The sequence below is a fragment of the Sphingobium sp. genome, from assembly GCF_048594625.1.
Taxonomy (GTDB): Bacteria; Pseudomonadota; Alphaproteobacteria; order Sphingomonadales; family Sphingomonadaceae; genus Sphingobium.
The window spans coordinates 1-23,530 of record NZ_JBMDWL010000016.1 but is presented as its reverse complement, the minus strand read 5'-3'; the positions used below and the strand labels follow the sequence as shown (position 1 = coordinate 23,530).

Below are 23,530 nucleotides of genomic sequence, written 5' to 3'. Positions count from 1 at the left end.
TCAGCTGGAACGACAGGCCTTATGACATGGCTCATCGCCCTACCCGGTATCCCGGCAACATATCCAGCGTCAGCCAGCCCTGCACATAATTGGCATAATAAAGCCCGAAAAAGAGCGTCGCCAATATCGTCGCCCGCAAAACCACGACCATTGGACGGAAATTGCTGGGCGCGCTATCCGCCTGCCCTTTCAGCAAAGCTTCCCCGGTTTCATCCGGGGTGCGTATACCGAATGGAAGCATGATGAAGGCGCTGATCACCCACATCAGAAAATAGATGGCGAATATCGCGTACCAGTTCATAGAGTAAGATTAAGCGCGAACGATCAATACGTCCACTATCGGCTTCTTGCCTGTCCAACGGGTCGCTGTACGACGCACCGCCAGCCGAAGCCGTTCACGCAATGCCTCTTCCTCCAGCGATCCCTTGGCAATCGCCGCGGCAGCCTCATCCGCTGCTTCAGCCAGAAACGCCGCCTTGTCTTCTTCCACTGGTACGCCCTGCGTGCGAAGCGCAGGATCGCCTATCAGTTTCCCCTTACGATCAATGGCGACCGCAACGCTGATCTGGCCATGCAGACCCAGCTTGCGCCGTTCGTTCATGGTCGCGCCATCAGCGGGCAGGATAACGTCACCGTCCAGCACGAGCCGCCCGGTATCCTGTTGTCCAATGATTTGCGGCGCGCCGGGCGCCAGACGCAACATGTCGCCGTTCGATTGTACCGGCGCGTGTCGAATGCCGCTCGCTATACCAAGGCGTGCCTGTTCAGCCATATGGCGTCGTTCACCATGCACCGGCAGCAGAATGTCCGGACGGATCCAGCGATACATGGCTTCCAGTTCGGGCCGACCGGGGTGACCAGATACATGGACTTCAGCCTGACGGTCGGTGATCATCAGGATATTCTTCGCGGCCAGCGCGTTCTGAATGCGGCCGATGGCGATTTCATTGCCCGGAATTTGCTTGGAGGAAAAGACGACGGTGTCGCCCTCCGACAATCTGATAGGATGGCTGTCGAACGCGATACGGGACAATGCAGCCCGCGCTTCCCCCTGCCCCCCGGTCGCGATGATCATCACCTCATCGCGCGGCATATCCATCACATCGTCCCAATCGACGGTGGGCGGAAAGTCCTTCAGATAACCCGCAGCCTTGGCCGTACCGATAATCCGGTCGAGCGAACGTCCCGCCACGCAAAGCTTGCGCCCGGTCGCCGCCGCCACTTCGCCCAATGTCTGGACCCGCGCGGCATTGGATGCAAAGGTTGTGACCAGCACTCGCCCCTTCGCGCCTGCGATGGCCTGCATCAGGCCTTCGCGAACATCGCCTTCCGAGCCGCTGGCCTTGTCGTTGAAGACATTGGTGCTATCGCACACCAGCGCCAATACGCCTTCATCCCCGATCGCCGTCAGTTCCGCGGGGGTTGAAGGCTGTCCCAGCAATGGCTGATCATCCAGCTTCCAGTCGCCGGTGTGAAAGATGCGTCCATGGGGCGTATCGATCAGCACCGCATTACCTTCCGGAATGGAATGGGCCAGGGGAACATATCGAAAGCCGAACGGCCCCAGATTGAAGCTGCCTTCATTCTCGATCACATGCAGCTTAACGTCCTGCGTCAGCCCTTCCTCCTCCAGTTTCAACCGGATCAGGCCTGCGGTAAACGGCGTTGCGTAGAGCGGCACGCCAAGATCCGCAGCCAAATAGGGTATCGCACCGATATGATCCTCATGGCCATGCGTCAGCACGATCCCCAGCAGATCGTCACGACGCTCCTCGATGAAGCTCAGGTCCGGCAAAACCAGTTCGACGCCAGGATAGTTGGGATCGGCAAAGGTCAGACCCAGATCGACCATCACCCATTTTCCCTGGCAACCATATAGGTTGACGTTCATGCCGATCTCGCCCGATCCGCCAAGAGCCAGGAAGATCAGTTCATCCTTGGGTGTCATTATATTCTCAAACTCCGTTCGTGCAGCAGCGCCAGCCCCAAGATGGTGAGGTCCGGCGCGATCGCATCGAAAATATCGCTATTGTCGTTGAAAAGAACGGCTAGACCGCCCGTCGAAATCACTTTGGTCGGACGCCCAATTTCCGATCGCATGCGCGCCACCAGCCCTTCCATCATCGCCACATAGCCCCAGAAGACGCCAATCTGCATTGCATCTACGGTCGTTCGACCGATGACAGATCGGCTTTCCGGCGGCGCTATCGCAATTTTCGGCAGCTTTGCCGCCGCCGCGACCAGCGCGTCCAGCGAAAGGTTGATCCCAGGTGCGATGATCCCGCCCTTATAGGTGCCGCGATAATCCACTACATCGAATGTCGTGGCCGTACCGAAATCAATGATAATCAAATCGCCGTCATAAAGATGGTGGGCCGCAATAGCGTTTACAACCCGATCTGCCCCGACAGACGCGGGTTCTGCAACATGCAGTTCGATGCCCCATTCGACCGGCGCCTGACCGGCGACCAGCGCTGTTGTGCTGAAATATTTTTCGGCGAGAACCTGAAGATTATGCAGCGCGCGCGGCACCACCGTGGCGATAATGACCGCCTCAACATTCTTCAGCCTATAACCTTCCAGTTGTAGCAACTGGTTGAGCCATACGACATATTCGTCAGCCGTCCGCCGCGGGTCCGTGGCTATACGCCAACGGGCTTTGATTTCGCGCCCTTCCAGCAGCGCAAAGACGACATTGGTGTTACCCGCGTCGATCGCGAGAAGCATGACCCGTTCCTCAACCCAATATGATGTCGCCCGCGTGAATGGCACGGCTGTCACCATTCTCCAAGCGCAGGATCAGCATGCCTTGTTGATCCAGTGTATCGAACGTTCCTCGCACTTCCTCGCCATCGGGCAGCAAAACGCGCATGGCAGCACCGGTCGGATGTGCATTCAGCAGCCAATGAGTACGAACCGGCGCGAGGCCCTCCCCCCGCCAGACGGATAGCCAATGCCCAAATATCTGCGCCAGTCGCTCATACAGCGCGGACGCCTCCGGATTGACCGCTCCCTGCGCGAGCAAACTGGTGACCGGGCGATCAAGGCCGATGGGATGATGGGTCGCATTGACGCCAATGCCGATGACGATGGCATCGCCAGCGCGTTCCAGCAGGATGCCTGCGATCTTGGCCCCGTCCACCAATATGTCGTTCGGCCATTTGATCCGGGCCTGACCGGAACAGAGCGGTGCAATCAACGCATGAACAGCGTTAGCCGCTACCAGCGCGAGCGTATGGCCCGCAGGATCACCCGGCTGAAACCGAACCAGCGTTGAGCAGTAGAGATTGCCAACCGGACTGTCCCAGACACGACCCATCCGGCCCCTGCCCCCGTTCTGCCGTTCGGCACGGAGCCATGTGCCTTCCGCTACGCCCTGTTCGACCAATGCCAACATGTCGGCATTGGTCGAACCCGTTTCCTCTACGGAACGAAGGAGCGTCAGAAGAGCGACGCCGCTGCGGCTGCGCTCGCCTGATCCAGCGTCGGATTGAGCAGATAGCCCAGAACGATCACTACGGCGCTGGCCGTCAGGATGATGTTTTCGACCGGACCGCCCTTCGCTTCATAAGTCACTACCGGTTCGTCGAAATACATCGTCTTGATGATCTTGAGATAATAGAAGGCGCCGATCACCGACATGGCAATACCGAAAGCCGCCAGCGCCGTCAGGCCGGAAGCAACCGCGGCATCGAATACCAGGAACTTCGCCCAGAAGCCGAACAGCGGCGGAATGCCGGCCATCGAGAACATGAAGATGGCAAGCGCGGCCGCCAGACCCTTGCGCGACTGCGACAGGCCGGCGAGGCTGGCGATCGCTTCGACCGGCTTGCCGTCGGCATCACGCAGCTGCAGGATGCAGGCAAAGCCGCCGATTGTCATGACGACGTAAATCGCCATATAGCTCATCGTCGCGGCGGCACCGGCGGGCGTACCCGCAGCCAGACCGATCAGCGCGAAGCCGACATTGTTGATCGACGAATAGGCCATCAGACGCTTGATGTTGCTCTGACCGATAGCGGCAACGGCACCGAACAGGATCGAGGCAAGCGCGACGAAGATGACCACCTGCTGCCAGTCCATACCCGCCGGGCCCAGCGCTTCGATCGCAACGCGGACGGTGAGGCCAATGGCCGCAACCTTGGGGGCGCTGGCAAAGAAGGTCGTCACCGGGGTCGGCGCGCCTTCATAAACGTCGGGCGTCCACATGTGGAACGGCACGGCGCTGATCTTGAACGCAAGCCCTGCCAGCACGAAGACCAGACCGAACAGCTCACCCTTCGACACGCCGTCGCCCAGCGCCACGGCAATGCCGTCGAACGCCATGCTGCCGGTGAAGCCGTAAAGCAGCGAAATGCCATAGAGCAGGATGCCGCTGGCCAGCGAACCGAGCACGAAATATTTCAGGCCCGCTTCGGAGGAGCGCACATCCTGTCGCATGAAGCTTGCCAGCACGTAGGAGGCAAGGCTGTTCATTTCGAGGCCAACATAGAGCGTCAGCATGTCGCCCGCCGATACCATCATGCCCATGCCGATGGCGGCGAACAGGATCAGCACCGGATATTCGGGACGCGGATTGCCGCCGACCGAAAAGAAGCGTGGGGCCAGCAGGATCGCCGCTGCCGCCGCACCGTAGATGAGCGCCTTGGCGAAGGCCGAGAAGGCATCGGCGCGATACAGGCCATCGAAAGCGTCCGGACCGTGCGCGAGCGAACAGGACAGCGACAGGCCAGCAATCGCCAGCACGATCACCGAAAGCCAGTTGACGACGCGGGCCGAACCGTCGCCGCCAAAGGCAGCGACCAGCATCAGTGCCAGCCCACCCACCGTCAGGATGAGTTCCGGCACGACCGCCAGAAGGGAAGCGGTTTCAATCATCAGTGCGCCTCCCCGTGCGCCGGTGCTTCTTCATGGTGGCCTTCGCTCTTCGGCTTGGACGCGCCCATCTTAATGTTGGAGTCTCCCGCGGGGGCCGCAGGGGCGAGGCGCGCTTCAAGCGCACGGATGTCGGACCGCATGGGTGCCAGGAAGCTTTCCGGATAGACGCCCATCCACAAGGTGGCGGCCGCCAGCGGAGCCAGCAGGGCGAGTTCACGAACCGACAGGTCGGGCATGGCAGCGGCGTCCGCGTTCACCTGATCGCCGTAGCAGATGCGGCGATAGAGGTAGAGCATATAGGCCGCACCCAGGATGATGCCCGTGGTGCAGATCAGCGCTGCCCAGGTCGATACCTGATAAATGCCCATCAGCGACAGGAATTCACCGACGAAATTGGACGTTCCCGGCAGCCCCACCGAAGCCATGGTGAACAGCAGGAACAGCACCGCATATTTGGGCATGTTGATGCTGAGACCGCCATAGCGGGTAATTTCGCGGGTATGCAGCCGGTCGTAGATCACACCGACGCACAGGAACAGCGCGCCCGACACCAGACCATGGCCCAGCATGACCATCATCGAACCCTCGATACCCGCCTGATTAAAGGCGAACAGGCCGATGGTCACGATCGCCATGTGAGCGACGGACGAATAGGCGATCAGCTTTTTCATGTCCGACTGAACGAGGGCAACGAGGCTGGTATAGACCACCGCGACCATCGACAGGCCCCAAACCAGCGGCGCCAGCTGCGACGACGCTTCGGGGAACATGGGAAGCGAGAAACGGATGAAGCCGTAACCACCCATTTTCAGCAAAACGCCTGCCAGAATGACCGAACCAGCGGTCGGCGCCTGAACGTGAGCGTCGGGCAACCAGGTGTGCACCGGCCACATTGGCATCTTCACCGCGAAGCTGGCGAAGAAGGCAAGCCACAACCAGATCTGGATATGCGGATCGAAATTATAGGCCATCAGGACCGGGATTTCGGTCGAACCGGCCTCATGCACCATCCACATCATCGCGATCAGCATCAGGACCGAGCCGAGCAGCGTGTAGAGGAAGAATTTGTACGAAGCGTAAATCCGGTCAGCGCCGCCCCAGATGCCGATCACCAGATACATGGGGATCAGGCCCGCTTCGAACATGATGTAGAAGAGGTAGAGATCCTGCGCCGCGAAGACGCCGATCATCAGCACCTCCATGAACAGGAACGCCGCCATATATTCCGGCACGCGCTTCTGAATGGCTTCCCAGCTGGCACCAATACAGATCGGCATCAGGAAAACGGTCAGCGCGATGAGCATCAGGGCGATGCCGTCGATACCCAATGCCCAGGCGAAGCGCCCGAAGATCGGATAATATTCCTGGAACTGCCATTGCAGCCCGCCCTGATCGAAATTCATCCAGAGCGCGATGCCCAGCACCAGATCCACCAGAGTGGCGATCAGCGCGATCCAGCGCGCGCCGCTGGCGCCCGCGAAGAGGCAGGCGATGGCCCCGGCCATCGGTACTGCCATCATCAGGGAAAGGATGGGGAAGCCGTCCATTATCGTGTCATCGCCCAGGTTGCAGCCGCGGCGAGGCCAATCAGCATCACCAGCGCATAGGTGTAGAGGTAGCCGGACTGAAGCCGACGGGTGATCTTGTTGCCCTGCACGACCAGAGCAGCCAGCCCGTTGGGGCCGAAGCGGTCGATGAAGCCAACGTCACCGAACTTCCAGAAGAAGCGGCCGATGGCGAAGGCGGGCTTGACGAACAGGAAGTTGTACAAATCGTCGAAATACCACTTGATCAGCAGGAACTGGTACAGCGCACCGAAGGTCGCCACGAAGCGCTGCGGCCAGTCGGTATTCTTGATGTAGGCCAGCCAGGCGATCACGAGGCCGGTCAGCATCACGGTGAACGGGCCGAACTTGACCCATGTCGGCACTTCATGCGCGGCATGCATCAGGTGGCTGTCGAAGAAGAGCGCGCCCTTCCAGAATTCCACGCCACCTTCCGGACCGATGAACTGGTCGTGGACGACGAAGCCAGCGAACACCGCGCCAAGACTGAGCACCAGCAGGGGCAGCAGCATGACCAACGGGCTTTCATGCGGATGATAACCACCTGTACCGTCGCCATGATCATGGGCATGATGATCGTCATGGCCATGGGCGTCATGATGGGCATGGGCAGTATGATCGTCGTGCCCGTGGGCGTGATCGTCATGGCCATGGGCATCGTGCAGCGCGTGCTGAATATGCTCCGACTGGGTCCAGCGCGGCTTACCGAAGAAGGTGAGGAACACCAGGCGCCAGCTGTAGAAGCTGGTCAGCAGCGCGGCGAACACACCGACATAATAGGCGCCGACACCCGCACCGCCCGAAGCGAAGGCCGCTTCAAGAATGCCATCCTTCGAATAGAAGCCCGCGAAACCGATGCCGACCAGCGGCAGGCCCACGCCCGTGATGGCCAGCGTGCCGAGTGTCATCGTCCAGAAGGTGATGGGGATGCTCTTACGCAGGCCACCATAGTAACGCATGTCCTGTTCATGGTGCATCGCATGGATGACCGAACCCGCGCCCAGAAACAGCAGAGCCTTGAAGAAGGCGTGGGTGAACAGGTGGAACATAGCCGCGCCATAAGCGCCGCAACCGGCGGCAAAGAACATATAGCCCAGCTGCGAACAGGTCGAATAAGCGATAACGCGCTTGATGTCGGTCTGCACCGTGCCCACCGTGGCGGCGAACAGGCAAGTGGCCGCGCCAACATAGGTAACTACGGTGAGCGCCGTTTCCGACGTTTCGAACATCGGCGACAGGCGACAGACCATGAATACACCGGCGGTGACCATGGTGGCCGCGTGGATCAGCGCCGACACAGGCGTCGGGCCTTCCATCGCGTCCGGCAACCAGGTGTGCAGGCCAAGCTGCGCCGACTTGCCCATCGCGCCGACGAACAGCAGCAGGCACAGCACGGTCATGGTGTCGAAACGGTAGCCAAGGAAACCGATGGTCGAACCGGCCATGGCAGGCGCGGCTTCCAGGATTTCCGGGATCGAAATGGTGTTGAACACCAGATAGGTGCCGAAAATACCCATCATGAAACCAAGGTCGCCGACGCGATTGACGACGAACGCCTTGATCGCGGCCGCGTTGGCAGACGGCTTACGGAACCAGAAGCCGATGAGCAGGTAGGAAGCCAGACCCACGCCTTCCCAGCCGAAGAACATCTGAAGCAGATTGTTCGCCGTCACGAGCATCAGCATCGCGAAGGTGAAAAGCGACAGATAGGCGAAGAAGCGCGGCTGATCCGGCTCCTCCGACATATAGCCCCAGCTGTAAAGGTGGACGAGGCTCGACACGCTGGTGATGACAACCAGCATGACCGCCGTCATCGTGTCGACGCGCAGCGCCCACTGGGCATCGAAGCTGCCGCTTTCGATCCATGTGAAGAGCGGCGTCACCGACGCTTCGGCATGGCCGAGAAGGAAGGGAATGAAGATCGACCAGCTGATGGCGCATGCGATGAACAGCACACCGGTGGTGACGATTTTTGCGGGCAGCTTGCCGAGGGCCTTGTTACCAAGACCGGCGATGGCAGCAGCCAGCAGCGGAAGAAGAACTACGAACTGGATCATGGGTACAGTCTCAGCCCTTCATCCGGTTGACATCGTCGACGGCGATGGTGCCGCGACCACGGAAATAAATGACAAGGATGGCAAGGCCGATGGCCGCTTCACCCGCCGCGACGGTCAGCACGAACATCGAAAAGACCTGCCCTACCAGATCGCCCAGAAAGGCGCTGAATGCGACGAGGTTGATGTTCACGCTGAGGAGGATCAGTTCGATCGCCATCAGGATGATGATGACATTCTTGCGATTGATGAAGATGCCCAGCACACCCATCACGAACAGGATGGCGCTGACCACCAGATAATGTTGAAGGCCGATCACAGCTCCACCCCCTGCCCCACGGGCTGATTGATGTTACGCGTCGCATCCTGCGGACGGCGACGGTTCTGCTTGGCGATATTCTGGCCCTTCACCCCGCCACGAGCACGGTGCGTCAGGACGATCGCGCCGATCATGGCGACCAACAGGACGACGCCCGCCGCTTCGAACAGGAAGATGTAGCGGGTGTAAAGCAGCCCGCCGATCGCCTGAATGTTCGAAACTCCCGGGTTTACCGGAGCGGCGCGCTGCGCCAGTTCGATGGGACCAGCGGTCCAGAGGCCGATGCCGAGAATGATCTCCGCCAGCAGCACCAGCGCCAGCAAGAGGCCGAAGGGCAGATAGCTGACGAAGCCGGCGCGCAGTTCGGCGAAATCGATGTCCAGCATCATGACGACGAACAGGAACAGCACCGCGACGGCGCCGACATAGACGATGACAAGCAGCATCGCGATGAATTCGGCGCCGATCAGGATCATCAGACCCGACGCGTTGAAGAAGGCCAAAATCAGCCAGAGGACCGAATGGACCGGGTTGCGCGACAATATCGTGAGCGCGCCGCTGCACACCACCATGATGGCGAACAGGTAAAAGGCGATAACGTGGATCACAGGATCATATTCCCCTTGACGCCGGCGGCTTAACGATAGGGCGCATCGGCGGCAAGGTTCGCGGCGATAGCCCGCTCCCACTTGTCACCATTTTCCAGGAGCTTGGCCTTGTCGTAGATCAGCTCCTCTCGGGTTTCGGTCGCGAACTCGAAGTTCGGGCCTTCCACGACCGCATCCACCGGGCAGGCTTCCTGACAGAAGCCGCAATAGATGCACTTGGTCATGTCAATGTCGTAGCGCGTCGTGCGGCGGCTGCCGTCGTCGCGCGGCTGCGCCTCGATGGTGATCGCCTGCGCCGGGCAAATGGCCTCGCACAGCTTGCACGCGATGCAGCGCTCTTCCCCATTGGGGTAGCGGCGCAGCGCATGTTCACCACGGAAACGCGGCGAAATCGGGTTCTTTTCGTACGGGTAGTTGATCGTCGCTTTTGGCTTGAAGAAATACTTCAGGGTCAGCCAGTGCGCCTTCACAAATTCCCAGAGGGTGAAGCTTTTGACGTAATAGCCAAGGCTCATGTCACGAATACCTTGTCAGCATGAGGAAGCCCGAAACCAGGAAGACGAACAGAAGCGAGGTCGGCAGGAAGATTTTCCAGCCCAACCGCATCAGCTGGTCATAACGGTAGCGAGGCACCGTCGCCTTCACCCAGGAGAAGACGAAGAAGAAGAACAGGATCTTGGCGAACAGCCACAGGATGCCCGGCACATAATAGAGCGGCGCCCAGTCCACCGGCGGCAGATAGCCACCCCAGAATAGGATCGCGTTCAGCGCGCACATCAGGATGACGTTCGCATATTCGCCCAGCCAGAACAGCGCGAAGGCCATGGACGAATATTCGGTCTGATAACCCGCGACGAGTTCGCTTTCCGCTTCGGTCAGGTCGAACGGCGCACGCGCCGTTTCCGCCATGGCCGAAATCAGGAACATGATCGCCATCGGGAAGAGCAGCGGGTTGAAGCCGTTGCCGTTCAGGAAGCCATAATAGGCTTTCTGGCTTTCCACTATCTGCGTCAGGTTGAAGCTGCCCGCCCACAGGACGACGGTGATCAGGATGAAGCCGATCGAGACTTCATAGCTGATCATCTGCGCCGAAGCGCGGATCGCCGAGTAGAAGGGATATTTGGAGTTGGACGCCCAGCCCGACAGCACCACGCCATATACGCCCAGCGAGCTGATCGCGAGGATGTAGAGCAGGCCGACATTGATGTTGGCCAGCACCACGCCCACCTGAAACGGCACGACGGCCCAGGCCATCAGCGCGACGGTGAAGGTGATGATCGGTGCGATCAGGAACAGCGCTTTGTTGGATGCCGACGGAACGATCGTTTCCTGAAGAAAGACCTTCAAACCGTCCGCAAAGGACTGGAGCAGACCGAAAGGACCGACGACGTTGGGACCACGGCGCAGCGCCATGGCGGCCCAGATCTTGCGGTCGGCATAGATGATCATTGCAACGGCCAGCATGACCGGCAGACAGATCACCAAAATCCCGACGACAGTAGAAAGCAGCCAGGCGCCTTCGAAAGGCAGGCCAAGGCCTTGGAAGAAAGCGGTCACTCTGCGGCCTCCGCATACTCAACGCCATGGATCAGCTCGGCCGAGCATTGCTGCATCGTCGGGCTGGCACGGCAGATGGCGTTGGTGAGGTAGAAATCCTTGATCGGCGAACTGAATTCGCCGGTCGCGCCGGTCGGCAACGAAGGGATCGACCAGCCATAGTTGGCGATACCTTCGACACCCAGCGCCGGAACCGCCTTTGCCATTTCGGCGCGGAGCTGTTCAAAGCTGTCGAAAGGCAGCTTGGCGCCCAGCGCTTCCGACAGGGCACGCAGGATCGACCAGTCTTCGCGGGCGTCGCCCGGCGCGAACACGGCCTTTTCACCGAACTGCACGCGACCTTCCAGATTGACGTAAGTGCCGGCCTTTTCAGCATAGCTTGCGCCCGGCAGGATCACGTCCGCCGCATGCGCGCCCTTGTCGCCATGATGGCCGACATACACCTTGAAGCTGGTCGGGAAGAGCGAATAGTCGACCTCGTCCGCGCCCAGCGACAGCAGCAGCTTCGGCGCGGCTTCCGCCACCGCCTTCACGCCACCCTTGGTCGCGTAGCCCAGCATCAGGCCACCCATGCGGGCCGCCGCGAAGTGCAGGACGTTATAGCCGTTCCAGCCTTCTTTCACGAGGCCCAGCGTTTCGACCAGCGCCAGCGTATCGCCATGCGCGCCATCCTTGGCCAGCACGCCGCCGCCGACGATCATCGCCGGGCGGGCAGCGCCCTTGAAGGCTCCGAGCACGGCTTCCGGCAGATTGGCGAGCAGCGATGCGTCATTGCCCAGCCATTCGACCTTGTAGGTCAGATCGATTTCCGGACCGAGGCCGAAAACTTTCGCACCCTTCTTGATCGCCTTGCGGATGCGGGTGTTAACCAGCGGCGCTTCCCAGCGCAGGTTGGTGCCAACTAACAGGATGACGTCTGCGGTTTCGAGGTCGGCGAGCCGCGTATTGAATACCACCGACGACAGGCTCGACACATCATAGGACAGGCCGGTCTGACGGCCTTCGAGCAGGGAACCGCCCAGCTTTTCGACCAGCGCCTTACCCGCGAACATGGTTTCGCAGTCGAGCAGATCGCCCGCGATCGCCGCGACGCTGCCGCCATGCTGAACAGAAGCTACAGCGGCAAAGGCTTCCGCCCAGGTTGCCGGAACCAGCTTGCCATCCTTCCGGACGAACGGCTTGTCGAGGCGTTTGCGGACCAGACCGTCGACGTTGTGCCGGGTCTTGTCTGACGCCCACTCTTCATTCACGTCGTCATTGATGCGCGGCACGGCGCGCAGCACCTGACGACCACGGCTGTCGAGGCGGATATTGGTGCCGACCGCGTCCATCACGTCGATCGCATGGGTCTTCTTCAGTTCCCACGGACGCGCTTCGAAGGCGTAAGGCTTCGATGTTAGCGCACCGACCGGGCAGAGATCGACCACATTGCCCGACAGTTCGCTCTTGGCAGCATGTTCGAGGTAGGTGGTGATCTGCATGTTCTCGCCGCGATAGATGGCGCCGATTTCCGGCACGCCCGCGACTTCCTCAGCAAAGCGCACGCAGCGGGTGCACTGGATGCAGCGGGTCATGACCGTCTTGACGATCGGCCCCATATTCTTCTCGGTCACGGCGCGCTTGTTTTCGTCATAGCGCGACGAACCACGGCCATAGGCGACCGACTGATCCTGAAGGTCGCACTCGCCACCCTGATCGCAGATCGGGCAGTCGAGCGGGTGATTGATGAGCAGGAACTCCATCACCCCTTCACGGGCCTTCTTGACCATTTCGCTGTCGGTGCGAATTTCCTGACCCTCGGTCGCCGGAAGCGCGCACGATGCCTGCGGCTTGGGTGGTCCGGGTTTCACCTCGACCAGGCACATCCGGCAATTGCCCGCAATGGAAAGGCGCTCATGATAGCAGAAACGGGGGATTTCCTTCCCCGCCTGCTCGCAAGCCTGGAGAACGGTCGCCCCGGCCGGGACTTCCAGTTCTACGCCGTCTACTTTGACCTTCGGCATGGTTACTCCGCTGCCTCCATGACGGGGGCACTACCCTTGTTCTCGTTGATCCGGCGCTCGATTTCCGGACGGAAGTGCCGGATCAGCCCCTGGATCGGCCATGCCGCCGCGTCGCCAAGCGCGCAGATGGTATGGCCTTCAACCTGCTTGGTCACATTGAACAGCATGTCGATTTCGCTCTGGTCGGCGTCGCCGGTGCGCAGGCGCTCCATGACACGCCACATCCAGCCCGTACCTTCGCGGCACGGCGTGCACTGGCCGCAGCTCTCGTGCTTGTAGAAGTAGGAGAGACGCGAGATAGCCCGGACGATGTCGGTCGACTTGTCCATGACGATGACGGCGGCAGTGCCAAGGCCGGAGCCGAGCGCACGCAGGCCGTCGAAATCCATCGGTGCGTCCATGATTTCCTTGGCAGGAACCAGAGGCACCGACGAACCGCCCGGAATAACCGCAAGCAGCTTGTCCCAGCCGCCCCGAATGCCGCCGCAATGGCGGTCGATCAGTTCGCGGAACGGGATCGACATGCTTTCTTCGACCACGCAGGGCTTGTTCACATGGCCGCTGATCTGGAACAGCTTGGTGCCGCGGTTGTTCTCACGACCAAAGCCGTTGAACCATGCCGCGCCGCGCCGCAGGATCGTCGGACTAACCGCGATCGATTCCACATTGTTCACGGTGGTCGGGCAGCCATAAAGGCCTGCGCCCGCCGGGAAAGGCGGCTTCAGGCGGGGCTGGCCCTTCTTGCCTTCGATGCTTTCGATCTGCGCGGTTTCTTCGCCGCAGATGTACGCGCCAGCGCCACGATGGACGAAGACGTCGAAGTCATAGCCCGAACCGCAGGCATTTTTGCCGATGAAGCCCTTTTCATAGGCCTGCTCGACAGCGGCGAAGAGCACCTTCGCTTCGTAGATGAATTCGCCACGGATGTAGATATAGGCAGCGCGCGCGCGCATTGCGAAACCGGCGATCAGCGCGCCTTCGATCAGCTTGTGCGGATCGTGGCGGATGATCTCGCGGTCCTTGCACGAACCCGGTTCGGATTCATCGGCGTTGATGACCAGGAAGCTGGGACGGCCATCTTTGCTTTCCTTGGGCATGAAGCTCCACTTCATGCCGGTCGGGAAGCCGGCGCCGCCACGGCCGCGCAGGTTCGACGCCTTGATGATGTCGATGATGGCGTCCTGCCCCAACTCCATCAGCTTCTTGGTATTGTCCCAATCGCCGCGCTTCATGGCGGCGTCGATGCCCCAATCCTGGAAGCCGTGGACGTTGGTGAAGATGCGGTCCTTGTCGGCCAGCGGGCCAACGAAGGCAGCCGGTGCGGGTGCGTCGGTCATGCCCAATCCCCCCGATAGTCGTGATTTTCCGTGACCATGTCCTTCAGCGTGGTCGGACCACCTTCGGGTGCGCTCGTCTGACGGTCGATCTGCGGGCCGATCTTGGGCTGGCCGCCAGCGGCCAGCGTTTCCAGAATGGCGATGGTGCTGTCGTAGGTCAGATCTTCGAAATTATCGTCGTTGATCTGAACCATCGGCGCGTTGGCGCAGGCGCCAAGGCATTCGACTTCGGTCAGGGTGAACAGGCCGTCGGGGGTCGTCCCGCCCTTGACCAGACCCTTGTTCTTGCACGCGGCGAAGACATCGTCCGAACCGCGCAGCATGCACGGCGTCGTGCCGCACACCTGCACATGATAACGGCCGACCGGCGCCAGATTGTACATGGTGTAGAAGGTTGCGACTTCATAGACGCGCATATACGGCATATCGAGCTGACGCCCGATATATTCCATCACCGGCACGGGCAACCAGCCATTGGTCTGCGTTTCCGCACCGACCTGACGCTGGGCCAGATCGAGCAGCGGCATCACCGCCGACTGCTGGCGACCGGCGGGGTAGCGCGCGATGACCTTCTTGGCCTGTTCGGCATTTTCGGCGGTCCACTCGAACGCGCCCCAGCGCGCACGGGTTTCGGCCTCATCGGGGATATGAACTGCGTCAGCCATTATCGGTCACATTCTCCGAACACGATGTCCATCGCGCCCAGTACAGCGGTGGTATCCGCAAGCATGTGGCCCTTCATCATGAAGTCCATGGCTTGCAGGTGAGAGAAAGCGGTCGGGCGGATCTTGCAGCGATAGGGCTTGTTGCTGCCGTCGCTGACCAGATAAACGCCAAATTCGCCCTTCGGGCTTTCGGTCGCCACATAGACTTCGCCCGCGGGCACGTGGAAGCCCTCTGTATAGAGCTTGAAGTGGTGGATCAGCGCTTCCATCGACCGCTTCATCTCACCGCGCTTGGGCGGCGAAACCTTGCGGTCGAAGCTGGCAATCGGCCCTTCAGGCATTTCGTTCAGGCACTGCTTCATGATGCGCGCGGACTGACGGACTTCCTCAACGCGGACCATGAACCGGTCGTAGCAGTCATAGGCGGTTCCGACCGGAATTTCGAAGTCCATGCGATCATAGACGTCGTAAGGCTGCGCCTTGCGAATGTCCCAGGCGATGCCGGACCCACGCAGCATGGGACCGGAAAAGCCCCATTTCAGCGCATCTTCCTTGGAGACAATGGCGATGTCAACGTTCCGCTGCTTGAAGATGCGGTTGTCGACCACCAGGCTCATCGCGTCTTCGAACAGGCGCGGCAGGCGGGTGTCGAGCCAGTCGGCGATATCCGTCAGCAACTTGAGAGGCACGTCCTGATGCACACCGCCCGGCCGGAAATAGGCCGAATGCATGCGGGCGCCGGATGCGCGTTCGAAGAAGTTGAGGCAGTCTTCGCGGATTTCGAACAGCCACAGGTTCGGCGTCATCGCGCCGACGTCCATCACATGCGAACCCAAGTTCAGCATGTGATTGCAGATGCGGGTCAGTTCCGCGAAGAAAACGCGCAGATACTGCGCACGCAAGGGCACTTCCAGATTGAGCAGCTTTTCGACCGCCAGAACATAGCTATGCTCCATGCCGAGCGGCGAACAATAGTCCAGCCGGTCGAAATAGGGCAGAGCCTGCAAATAGGTCTTGTGCTCGATCAGCTTTTCAGTGCCGCGATGCAGCAGCCCGACATGCGGGTCGCAACGTTCGACGATTTCGCCTTCCAGTTCCATGACCAGACGCAAAACGCCATGGGCCGCGGGATGCTGAGGGCCAAAGTTGATCGTGTAATTCTGGATTTCCGTGTCGCCATAGGCCGGGTCGGCCGCATCGGTGACATGGTCCAGCTTTTCCAGATAGTCGGACATCAGGCCTTACCTTCGGGCTTGGCAGCCCCCTTGCCTTCATCGGTGGCGGCAGCGGGCTTCACCGGGGCATCGCCCGACTTTTCCTCAGCCTTCTTGTTGGCGGCATCGCCAGCACCGGTGTCAGCCTTGCTTTCCGTGGCTTTGGGCGTGGGAGCGGCGGCGGGCGCAGCAGGCGCAGGCGCCTTCTCATCGCCCGGCAGCACATATTGCGCGCCTTCCCATGGAGACATGAAGTCGAAGCTGCGGAAGTCCTGAGCCAGCTTTACCGGTTCATAGACGACGCGCTTGTCTTCTTCGGAATAGCGCAGTTCGACATAGCCGGTCAGCGGGAAGTCCTTGCGCTGCGGATGCCCCTTGAACCCATAGTCGGTCAGGATGCGGCGCAGGTCGGTATTGCCGTCGAACACGACGCCATACATGTCGAACACTTCACGTTCCAGCCAGCCAGCGACCGGCCAGAGATGCGTGACGGTCGGCACCGGCGTATCTTCGTCGGTCGACACCTTCACGCGAACGCGGTGGTTCCGCGTGACGCTGAGCAGATGATAGGCGACTTCGAAACGATACGGACGGTCCGGATAGTCGACGCCTGCAATTTCCATCAGCTGCTGATAATGCGCCCTATCGCGCAGCGCGACCATGGCATCCGCCAGATCCTCACGCACGACGATGAAGGTCAGTTCATCGGCATGGTCGATGGTTTCGATCAGCATGGAGCCGAGCAGCGCGCCGATTTCTTCGGCAATGCCTTCCGGATTTGCGATCCTGGGTGCGGAATGGGCCATATTAACGCTCAATCGTCCCGATACGGCGGATCTTCCGCTGAAGCTGCATGATGCCATAGAGCAGCGCTTCTGCGGTGGGCGGACAACCGGGGACGTAGATGTCGACCGGCACGATGCGGTCGCAGCCACGAACGACCGAATAGCTGTAGTGGTAGTAACCACCGCCATTGGCGCAGCTGCCCATCGAAATCACATATTTCGGGTTGGACATCTGGTCGTAGACCTTGCGGAGCGCAGGAGCCATCTTGTTGCACAGCGTGCCCGCAACGATCATCACGTCCGACTGACGCGGGGAAGCGCGCGGCGCGGCGCCGAAACGTTCCATGTCATAGCGCGGCATGTTGACGTGGATCATTTCCACCGCGCAGCAGGCCAGACCAAAGGTCATCCACCAGAGCGATCCGGTGCGCGCCCACTGGAACAGTTCCTCGGTCGAGGTGATCAGGAAGCCCTTGTCATTCACTTCGCTGTTCAGCGAGTCAAAGAAGGCCTGGTCGGGCTGCGTCCCCACGGGCGGCATCGTGCCGGGCATGGGGCTGGTCAGTTCTACTCCCAATCGAGTGCTCCCTTCTTCCACGCATAGACGAGGCCGAGCACCAGCTCCGCTATAAAGATCATCATCGTTGCCCAGCCGGCCCAGCCGATCTGGTCGAGGCTAACAGCCCAGGGGAACAGGAACGCCGCTTCAAGATCGAAAATGATGAAGAGAATGGCGACCAGATAGAAACGCACGTCGAACTGGCTGCGCGGCTCTTCAAATGCCGGGAAACCGCATTCATATTCAGAGAGCTTGGCCGGGTCGGGCTTATGCGAACCGGTCAGGCGGCCCACCAGCATGGGCAGGAAGACGAAAGTGCCGGAAAGCAGCAAGGCAATCCCGAGAAAAATCAGGATCGGCAGATATTGGGCGAGATCGACCAATGGAATCCCCTGGGCGAAAATTGTATCTTGGGGGGCGCTTTAGGCCTGCTGCATATGCGAAGCAAGGGGCCAACGCGGTGAGAATGAATCGCAAAAAGGCCAAGCGCTTGAACCGCTTGGCCTCTTGGGATTTTAGCGCAATGCGCCAGCAACAAGCTTGTGCAATTTGGAATGGATCGCGTCGTTTCCAGCGATCACTTCCTTGCGATCCATGACCTGATCGCCGCCGCGATAATCGCTGACGAAACCACCCGCTTCACGGACCAGCAACAGACCCGCGGCAACGTCCCAGGGCTGCAATCCGCTTTCCCAATAACCGTCATAGCGGCCCGACGCGACATGGGCGAGATCGAGCGAGGCAGCGCCGAAACGGCGGATGCCTGCAACCGACGGGGCAACCGCACCAAATATGCGGGTCCATTCGGCCATATTGCCATGTCCCATGAACGGAATGCCGGTCGCGATCACGCAATCGGCCAGATCGCGGCGCGCGGAGACGCGCAGGCGCTGGTCATGACGCCAGGCGCCACGGCTCTTTTCCGCCCAATAGCTTTCGTCGGTCACCGGCTGATAGATGAGGCCAGTTGTGATTTCACGCTTGTTGCCGCCATAGAGCGGCTCTTCGACCGCGATCGAAATGGCGAAGTGCGGAATGCCGTGCAGGAAGTTGGTGGTGCCATCCAGCGGATCGATGATCCAGCGGGGCTTGTTCGGATCACCTTCGATCACGCCGCCTTCTTCCAGCAGAAAACCCCAGTCGGGGCGCGCCTTCTGCAATTCTTCGACCAGCGTCTTTTCAGCCTGCTGGTCGGCCTTGGACACGAAGTCCGCAGGCCCCTTGCGGCTGACCTGAAGATGTTCGACTTCGCCGAAGTCGCGGCGGAGCTTTGCCCCGGCCTTGCGCGCGGCGCGTTCCATGATGGTGAGGAGGCCGGAGTGCGATACCATATTCTGTCTCCGCCGCTGTTGGGAAAGCGGCCTGTTGGGTTATCTCGATGGGGCGGGCTTTTTCGCAGGCGCCGCGCCGGCAGGCGGGCGATAGCCGCATGTACCGGCTATCACCGCCAGCATCTGCGACGCGTCCTTGCGATCGACCTTGCCGGGATTGGCGGCGATGACCTTTTCGGTCGCCTCGCTGATCTTGCCGATCGAATTGGAATAGACGCAGTCGAACAGCGCATTCTTGACCGGCTGTTCGACTTCGTTCGATTGCATCGCCGTCATGACGACGCGCAGCACATGAGCCGCATTGTCAAGCTGCGCCCTGGACGGCGCAGTCGCCTGCGCCAGTCCGGCAGCGGGGAGCGCAACCGGCAGGACGCCGATCGTGAAGATGGCGGCCAGTGCCGATATGCGCCCGGACCGCATCAGTCGGCCCGCTTCACATATTCGCGTTCGTACACGTCGACCACGATGCGCGTGCCGGTGACGATGTGCGGGGGGACCATGACGCGCACGCCATTGTCGAGGATGGCGGGCTTGTAGCTGGCCGAAGCCGTCTGGCCCTTTACCACGGCGTCGGCTTCGACGACGGTGGCTTCGATGGTTTCGGGTAGCTGGACGCTGATCGGGCGTTCTTCATACATTTCGAGGACGACCATCATGCCATCCTGAAGGAAGGCCGCTGCGTCGCCGATCAGATCCTGCGCCAGATTGATCTGTTCGTAGGTTTCGGTGTCCATGAACACCAGCATGTCGCCTTCGGCGTAGAGATACTGGAAATCCTTGGTGTCGAGGCGGATGCGTTCGACGGTTTCGGCCGAGCGGAAACGCACGTTGTTCTTGCGACCGTCGATCAGGTTTTTCAGTTCCACCTGCATATAGGCGCCGCCCTTGCCGGGCTGGGTGTGCTGGATCTTCACGGCGCGCCACAGGCCGCCGTCATATTCGATGTTGTTGCCGGGACGAATCTCGACGCCGCTGATCTTCATGGGAAGAGCCTGCCTATATGTCTGAATGTGGAAAAGAGCCGGCCTCTATCGTGGAGGCTGGGCGCGCCTTTACAGTGGGACGGAGCGAAGGGCAAGAGGGACCGCCTGCCCTTAACTTCGCACTTTTCCCGCTAAACGTGAAATTGCATTACCCGTTTGGGACATATCTGGAAAGTGACCCCGCCATTTTATCCCGTCGACGCGACGTAGGACAGCTCAGCGCCCGATCAGCAAAGGATAGGGATTGATCGCACGGCCGCCATGCCAGGGTTCGCCCGGCTGCATCCCATGCACGGCGAAGTGGAGATGCGGCGCGGCCGGGTCGGCATTACCGGTGCTGCCGACGATCCCGATCCTTTGGCCACGGCGGACCGACTGACCTTCATGCAGGCCGGGCGCATAGCCATCAAGATGGGCATAATAATAGATCCATCGCCCGTCAGATGAGCGCTGATAGATCGTCCGGCCGCCATCCGCGCTCCAGAACAGTTTTTCGACGCGGCCATCGGCGGCGGCCAGCACCGCCCTGCCCCGCGCCGCCATGATGTCGATGGCGTCATGGGGCCGTGCGCCCGATGCCCGCGCCTGCGCGAAACTGTCGGTCAGGGCGCTGCCAGCTATGCCTTCCACCGGGATCAGCAGGAAACCGTCATCCACGGGCCGCTCCGCCCCATGCATCGGCGGCGATGATGGCGTGTCGGCAGGCACGATCCGGACGCAATAATGGGCGAATGCGACGCAGGACAGGATCGCCAGCACGGCCCCGCCCCAGCGCCGCGCATTCATGCCTGAAACTTCGCCTTGACCCCGCTCTTCACCATCTGCGCCAGACGGGCGGCGTCCCAGTTGGTCAGGCGGATGCAGCCATGGCTTTCGGTGCGGCCGATGGTCTGCGGCTCCGGCGTGCCGTGGATGCCGTAATGATCCTTTGACAGGTCGATCCATACGACGCCGACCGGGCCATTGGGACCGGGCTTCAGCACCGCTTTCTGGTCTTTGGACGACGCGTCCCAGAAAAGGTCGGGATTATAGTGGAAGTCGGGATTGCGGCTGATGCCCCGGATCGTCCATTCGCCCAGTGGCAGCGGATCATGCTGCGATCCCGTAGTCACCGGAAACTGCGCGATCATGCGGTTGTCCGCATCATAGACCTTCAGCAAGCCTTCGGATTTGTCGACCACGATATGGTCGGCCTGCGGCTGATCCTTCGCCACGCCCAGACTGGCCAGCGTTTCGCCCCAGCTCCGTTCGTCCCCGTCGATCCGCGCGACGGGCTGGCTGTCGATGGCGGGCACGCGAATGGTCGCGCCCGCAGCCGCCCTGGTGCCCGGCGGGTTCAGCGCGACCAGCACTTCAGGCGTCGTATGAAACCGTTCCGCCAACTTTTCCAGCAGGTTGCGATAGGTGAGCGCGGGCAGGCTGGCCTGTTCATTCAGGCCCTTTGGAACGTCGAAAAAAGGACCGCGCGCGAAATCCTGCGGGATTTTGACCAGCCATGTGGTCGGTCGCGCCTCCCCCTCCAGCAATGCGATGCCGGTTTTCTGGTCGAACGCGCCGGTTACAGGCAGATTATGCGCCTCCTGAAAGCCACGCAGCGCGGCCTTGTAACTCATGCCGTCCTTGCCATCGAGCACGCCGGGCGAAAAGCCGCGCCTGTCGAGCGCCACCTGCGCCATCAGTACGCGATTGGGCTGTTGCGCATTGCGTTCTGGCACGATTTCAAAATCATAGGCCGCATTTCTGGCCGCCGCCTGCGCCGCCGCATCATCGGCGGGACGGGTAGCATTGGCAGCCGGCTGGCTTTCATTCGCGCCGGTCACGTTGACATTGCAGGCGCTGCACAAAAGCATGGCCACAAGCAGATGATTTCGCACCACATTCCTCTCCAATCAGATGGAGAGACAACGCACGAGACGCAGGAAGGCTGCGCTCCTATTCCGCTTCGCCCTTTCGCGGCGGTGGCGCCTTGCTGGCCAGCACATCGGCGAAGGCGGCAACGCCGGCCTGCGGCCCGTCGGGATGGTTCCATACGGCCCCGCTGACGGCGAGAAAATCGGCGCCCGCCGCGACCAGCGGACCGGCATTGTCCGCCGTGACGCCGCCGATCGCAACGCAGGGCAGTTCGAACAATGTCGTCCACCAGCCCAGGATCGATGGCTCCGCGCGGTACATGGTTTCCTTGGTCGTGGTCGGGAAAAAGGCCCCGAACGCAACATAGTCGGCCCCGGCCTCCCCCGCTTCCATCGCCAGATGGCGGCTGTCGTGACAGGTGACGCCGATCTGAACCTTTGGCCCCAAAATCTTGCGCGCGTCCTTGGCATCGCCGTCATCCTGCCCCAGATGGACGCCGTCGGCGCCGATCCGCTGCGCCAGCGCCACGCTGTCATTGATGATGAACGCGACTTCCCGTTCCGCGCAGAGTTTCTGCAGGGGCGCGGCGGCGGCGGCAATCGCGTCGTCGTCCAGCCCCTTCAGACGAAGCTGGAAGGCGGCGACGTCGCCACCGTCGAGGGCCTGCGCCAGCCTGTCCACGAAATCATCGTCGATGGTCGGGGGAGAAATGAGGTAAAGCTGGCAGGCGGGTCGAAAGCCAGCCTCGAACTGATCGGCGAAATGCGGGTCGAGCGCCAGCTCTTCTTCGGTAAAGTCGGTCATGCGCGCCTTATAGCCGCTCCGTCGCGCACGCCAAGTGTGGCGATGCCCCTGTCGCGCTGATAGGGCGGCATCATCTGTCAGGGAAAATATCCATCATGCGTTATTCCATCGCCGCATTATTGCTGGTTTCAGGCGCGCCGCTGATGGCGAAGGAGGAGGCACGGCCGCGCGCGCGGGAGGTGGGCGTGAAAGTCGGGATTCTTCAGCCCGGCGCGCTCAACGCGATTACCGACGTGGCGGGCGTGATGGTGGGACAGGTCACGCTGCCGAGCAGTCATGACGTCAACACCGGCGTCACCGCCATCCTGCCCCATGGCGGCAACCTGTTTCAGGACAAGGTGCCTGCGGGCTTCGTCGCCTATAATGCGTTCGGAAAGTTCATGGGATCGACACAGGTCGCCGAACTGGGAGAGGTGGAGACGCCGATCCTGCTGACCAATACGCTGAACGTCGCCGAAGCCGCCGCCGCCAGCGTCGAATGGACGCTGGAAAAGCCCGGCAATGAAGAGGTCCGGTCGGTGAACGCCGTCGTCGGGGAAACCAACGACGGCACGCTGAACGATATTCGCGGGCGCCATGTCACCACGGCCGATGCGCGCCGCGCGATCGAGGGCGCAAAGGGCGGCGCGGTGGAGGAAGGCGTAGTCGGGGCGGGCGCCGGAACCATCGCCTTTGGCTACAAGGCCGGGATCGGTACATCGTCGCGCAGACTGCCGGCATCACTGGGCGGGTGGACCGTCGGCGTGCTGGTGCAGGCCAATTATGGCGGCGTGCTGACCATTGCGGGCGTGCCGGTGGGTGTGAAGCTGGGCCAATATGACTATCGCCAACAGGTGGAGGAAAAGAAGGCGGACGGTTCCGTCGTCATCGTGATTGCGACCGATGCGCCTTTGTCCGACCGCAACCTGCGCCGGGTGGCAGAGCGCGCCTTTGGCGGGATCGCGCGCACGGGGTCCAGCTTCTCCAACGGATCGGGCGATTATGCGATCGCCTTTTCCACCAGCATGGCGGTGCGGC

At 61.1% G+C, this 23,530-nt stretch carries 25 protein-coding genes; 1 reads left to right on the top strand and 24 read right to left on the bottom strand.

Annotation, left to right across the window (positions count from 1 at the left end; all coding sequences use genetic code 11):
- Positions 1–31: 31 nt before the first annotated feature.
- The 24 genes from ACOJSJ_RS01610 to thiE form a co-directional block, all read right to left on the bottom strand.
- Positions 32–301 carry a DUF1467 family protein gene (locus ACOJSJ_RS01610; RefSeq protein ID WP_420143235.1) on the bottom strand — a complete coding sequence of 90 codons (270 nt, stop codon included), beginning with the start codon at positions 299–301 and terminating at the stop codon, positions 32–34.
- A 9-nt stretch (positions 302–310) separates the two neighbouring features.
- Positions 311–1,948 (bottom strand): ribonuclease J, encoded by a 1,638-nt coding sequence (locus tag ACOJSJ_RS01605; RefSeq protein ID WP_420143234.1) that lies wholly within the window; start codon positions 1,946–1,948, stop codon positions 311–313.
- Positions 1,948–2,727 (bottom strand): type III pantothenate kinase, encoded by a 780-nt coding sequence (locus ACOJSJ_RS01600; protein ID WP_420143233.1) that lies wholly within the window; start codon positions 2,725–2,727, stop codon positions 1,948–1,950. The genes ACOJSJ_RS01605 and ACOJSJ_RS01600 overlap by 1 nt, the downstream gene beginning before the upstream one ends.
- Before the next feature lie 10 nt (positions 2,728–2,737).
- Entirely contained in the window at positions 2,738–3,445 is a 708-nt protein-coding gene (locus tag ACOJSJ_RS01595; protein ID WP_420143292.1) for a biotin--[acetyl-CoA-carboxylase] ligase, read from the bottom strand.
- Positions 3,442–4,878: an NADH-quinone oxidoreductase subunit NuoN gene (gene nuoN / locus ACOJSJ_RS01590; RefSeq protein ID WP_420143232.1), complete on the bottom strand. Its 1,437-nt coding sequence runs from the start codon at positions 4,876–4,878 to the stop codon at positions 3,442–3,444. The genes ACOJSJ_RS01595 and nuoN overlap by 4 nt, the downstream gene beginning before the upstream one ends.
- Positions 4,878–6,425, bottom strand: coding sequence for an NADH-quinone oxidoreductase subunit M (locus ACOJSJ_RS01585; RefSeq protein ID WP_420143231.1), 1,548 nt, complete (start codon positions 6,423–6,425; stop codon positions 4,878–4,880). The genes nuoN and ACOJSJ_RS01585 overlap by 1 nt, the downstream gene beginning before the upstream one ends.
- Positions 6,425–8,500 carry an NADH-quinone oxidoreductase subunit L gene (gene nuoL, locus ACOJSJ_RS01580; RefSeq protein WP_420143230.1) on the bottom strand — a complete coding sequence of 692 codons (2,076 nt, stop codon included), beginning with the start codon at positions 8,498–8,500 and terminating at the stop codon, positions 6,425–6,427. Before nuoL ends, ACOJSJ_RS01585 begins: the two co-directional genes overlap by 1 nt.
- A gap of 10 nt (positions 8,501–8,510) precedes the next feature.
- Positions 8,511–8,816: an NADH-quinone oxidoreductase subunit NuoK gene (gene nuoK, locus ACOJSJ_RS01575; RefSeq protein WP_037463269.1), complete on the bottom strand. Its 306-nt coding sequence runs from the start codon at positions 8,814–8,816 to the stop codon at positions 8,511–8,513.
- On the bottom strand, positions 8,813–9,424 hold the full coding sequence (locus tag ACOJSJ_RS01570; RefSeq protein ID WP_420143229.1) for an NADH-quinone oxidoreductase subunit J: 612 nt from the start codon (positions 9,422–9,424) through the stop codon (positions 8,813–8,815). The genes nuoK and ACOJSJ_RS01570 overlap by 4 nt, the downstream gene beginning before the upstream one ends.
- A 29-nt stretch (positions 9,425–9,453) precedes the next feature.
- A complete protein-coding gene (gene nuoI, locus ACOJSJ_RS01565; RefSeq protein ID WP_056689625.1) occupies positions 9,454–9,939 on the bottom strand; it encodes an NADH-quinone oxidoreductase subunit NuoI in 486 nt (161 codons plus the stop codon).
- Position 9,940: 1 nt separating this feature from the next.
- Positions 9,941–10,981 (bottom strand): NADH-quinone oxidoreductase subunit NuoH, encoded by a 1,041-nt coding sequence (gene nuoH, locus ACOJSJ_RS01560; protein WP_420143228.1) that lies wholly within the window; start codon positions 10,979–10,981, stop codon positions 9,941–9,943.
- Entirely contained in the window at positions 10,978–12,984 is a 2,007-nt protein-coding gene (gene nuoG / locus ACOJSJ_RS01555) for an NADH-quinone oxidoreductase subunit NuoG (protein WP_420143227.1), read from the bottom strand. Before nuoG ends, nuoH begins: the two co-directional genes overlap by 4 nt.
- Before the next feature lie 2 nt (positions 12,985–12,986).
- Positions 12,987–14,321, bottom strand: coding sequence for an NADH-quinone oxidoreductase subunit NuoF (nuoF, locus tag ACOJSJ_RS01550; RefSeq protein WP_420143226.1), 1,335 nt, complete (start codon positions 14,319–14,321; stop codon positions 12,987–12,989).
- Positions 14,318–14,986: a complex I 24 kDa subunit family protein gene (locus ACOJSJ_RS01545; protein WP_420143225.1), complete on the bottom strand. Its 669-nt coding sequence runs from the start codon at positions 14,984–14,986 to the stop codon at positions 14,318–14,320. The genes nuoF and ACOJSJ_RS01545 overlap by 4 nt, the downstream gene beginning before the upstream one ends.
- Positions 14,986–16,221 carry an NADH-quinone oxidoreductase subunit D gene (locus tag ACOJSJ_RS01540; RefSeq protein ID WP_420143224.1) on the bottom strand — a complete coding sequence of 412 codons (1,236 nt, stop codon included), beginning with the start codon at positions 16,219–16,221 and terminating at the stop codon, positions 14,986–14,988. Before ACOJSJ_RS01540 ends, ACOJSJ_RS01545 begins: the two co-directional genes overlap by 1 nt.
- Positions 16,221–17,006: an NADH-quinone oxidoreductase subunit C gene (locus tag ACOJSJ_RS01535; RefSeq protein ID WP_420143223.1), complete on the bottom strand. Its 786-nt coding sequence runs from the start codon at positions 17,004–17,006 to the stop codon at positions 16,221–16,223. Before ACOJSJ_RS01535 ends, ACOJSJ_RS01540 begins: the two co-directional genes overlap by 1 nt.
- A gap of 1 nt (position 17,007) precedes the next feature.
- Positions 17,008–17,562: a NuoB/complex I 20 kDa subunit family protein gene (locus ACOJSJ_RS01530; protein ID WP_420143222.1), complete on the bottom strand. Its 555-nt coding sequence runs from the start codon at positions 17,560–17,562 to the stop codon at positions 17,008–17,010.
- A complete protein-coding gene (locus ACOJSJ_RS01525) occupies positions 17,553–17,927 on the bottom strand; it encodes an NADH-quinone oxidoreductase subunit A (RefSeq protein ID WP_420143221.1) in 375 nt (124 codons plus the stop codon). The genes ACOJSJ_RS01530 and ACOJSJ_RS01525 overlap by 10 nt, the downstream gene beginning before the upstream one ends.
- 132 nt (positions 17,928–18,059) lie before the next feature.
- Positions 18,060–18,875, bottom strand: a complete 816-nt coding sequence (locus ACOJSJ_RS01520) for an inositol monophosphatase family protein (RefSeq protein WP_420143220.1) — start codon at positions 18,873–18,875, stop codon at positions 18,060–18,062.
- Between the two features lie 39 nt (positions 18,876–18,914).
- A complete protein-coding gene (locus ACOJSJ_RS01515) occupies positions 18,915–19,295 on the bottom strand; it encodes a hypothetical protein (RefSeq protein WP_420143219.1) in 381 nt (126 codons plus the stop codon).
- Positions 19,295–19,858 carry an elongation factor P gene (efp, locus tag ACOJSJ_RS01510; protein ID WP_420143218.1) on the bottom strand — a complete coding sequence of 188 codons (564 nt, stop codon included), beginning with the start codon at positions 19,856–19,858 and terminating at the stop codon, positions 19,295–19,297. The genes ACOJSJ_RS01515 and efp overlap by 1 nt, the downstream gene beginning before the upstream one ends.
- A gap of 216 nt (positions 19,859–20,074) precedes the next feature.
- Complete coding sequence (locus ACOJSJ_RS01505; RefSeq protein ID WP_420143217.1) at positions 20,075–20,644, bottom strand: M23 family metallopeptidase; 570 nt, start codon at positions 20,642–20,644, stop codon at positions 20,075–20,077.
- The gene (locus ACOJSJ_RS01500) at positions 20,641–21,708 is read right to left on the bottom strand and encodes a L,D-transpeptidase family protein (protein WP_420143291.1); all 1,068 of its coding nucleotides are present in this window, start codon (positions 21,706–21,708) and stop codon (positions 20,641–20,643) included. Before ACOJSJ_RS01500 ends, ACOJSJ_RS01505 begins: the two co-directional genes overlap by 4 nt.
- Positions 21,709–21,790: 82 nt before the next feature.
- Positions 21,791–22,513, bottom strand: a complete 723-nt coding sequence (thiE, locus tag ACOJSJ_RS01495; protein WP_420143216.1) for a thiamine phosphate synthase — start codon at positions 22,511–22,513, stop codon at positions 21,791–21,793.
- Between the two features lie 95 nt (positions 22,514–22,608).
- Here thiE and ACOJSJ_RS01490 point away from each other — a divergent pair.
- The coding region (locus ACOJSJ_RS01490) for a P1 family peptidase (RefSeq protein ID WP_420143215.1) at positions 22,609–23,530 on the top strand (922 nt) is incomplete at its 3' end.